This window comes from Nocardia sp. NPDC127606 (assembly GCF_042671725.1).
GTDB lineage: Bacteria > Actinomycetota > Actinomycetes > Mycobacteriales > Mycobacteriaceae > Nocardia.
The window spans coordinates 387-1636 of the sequence record NZ_JBHXWQ010000021.1 but is presented as its reverse complement, the minus strand read 5'-3'; the positions used below and the strand labels follow the sequence as shown (position 1 = coordinate 1636).

Sequence of the window (1250 nt, the reverse complement as noted above, 5' to 3'; positions counted from 1 at the left end):
TCGACCATGGAGCTTATCCCCCACAGTCTCACTGCCGTGCTCTCACTTACCGGCATTCGGAGTTTGGCTAAGGTCAGTAACCCGGTAGGGCCCATCGCCTATCCAGTGCTCTACCTCCGGCAAGAAACACACGACGCTGCACCTAAATGCATTTCGGGGAGAACCAGCTATCACGGAGTTTGATTGGCCTTTCACCCCTAACCACAGGTCATCCCCCAGGTTTTCAACCCTGGTGGGTTCGGTCCTCCACGAAGTCTTACCTCCGCTTCAACCTGCCCATGGCTAGATCACTCCGCTTCGGGTCTAGAGCGTGCAACTCAATCGCCCTATTCGGACTCGCTTTCGCTACGGCTTCCCCACACGGGTTAACCTCGCAACACACCGCAAACTCGCAGGCTCATTCTTCAAAAGGCACGCAGTCACGACTGATGTGCAAGCTCATACAGCGACGCTCCCACGGCTTGTAGGCACACGGTTTCAGGTACTATTTCACTCCGCTCCCGCGGTACTTTTCACCATTCCCTCACGGTACTATCCGCTATCGGTCACCAGGGAATATTTAGGCTTAGCGGGTGGTCCCGCCAGATTCACACGGGATTTCTCGGGCCCCGTGCTACTTGGGTGTCTCTCAAACGAGCCGTTAATGTTTCGGCTACGGGGGTCTTACCCTCTACGCCGGACCTTTCGCATGTCCTTCGACTACATCAACGGTTTCTGACTCGCCGACCGGCCGGCAGACCGATCAAAAGAATTCCCACAACACCGCATACACAACCCCTGCCGGGTATCACATGTACACGGTTTAGCCTCATCCGCTTTCGCTCGCCACTACTCCCGGAATCACGGTTGTTTTCTCTTCCTGAGGGTACTGAGATGTTTCACTTCCCCTCGTTCCCTCCACACTGCCTATGTGTTCAGCAGTGGGTGACAGCCCATGACGACTGCCGGGTTTCCCCATTCGGAAACCCCCGGATCAAAGCCTGGTTGACGGCTCCCCGGGGACTATCGTGGCCTCCCACGTCCTTCATCGGTTCCTGGTGCCAAGGCATCCACCGTGCGCCCTTAAAAACTTGGCCACAGATGCTCGCGTCCACTGTGCAGTTCTCAAACAACGACCAGCCACCCGTCACGATCCGCCGAAGCAGACCTTTACCGGGGCCGGCACTGAAGGCGACCTTGCGGCCGTACCCTCAGACACCCAACAGCGTGCCCGGCCCAGTCCCGTCCGGTGATCATGCGTTCCACGCTCC

1 rRNA gene is annotated in these 1250 nt (G+C 57.5%); it reads right to left on the bottom strand.

What is annotated here, in order from left to right:
* Positions 1-1076 (bottom strand): 23S ribosomal RNA (locus ACFVJ5_RS35745); the annotation flags it as partial.
* Between the last annotated feature and the right edge of the window lie 174 nt (positions 1077-1250).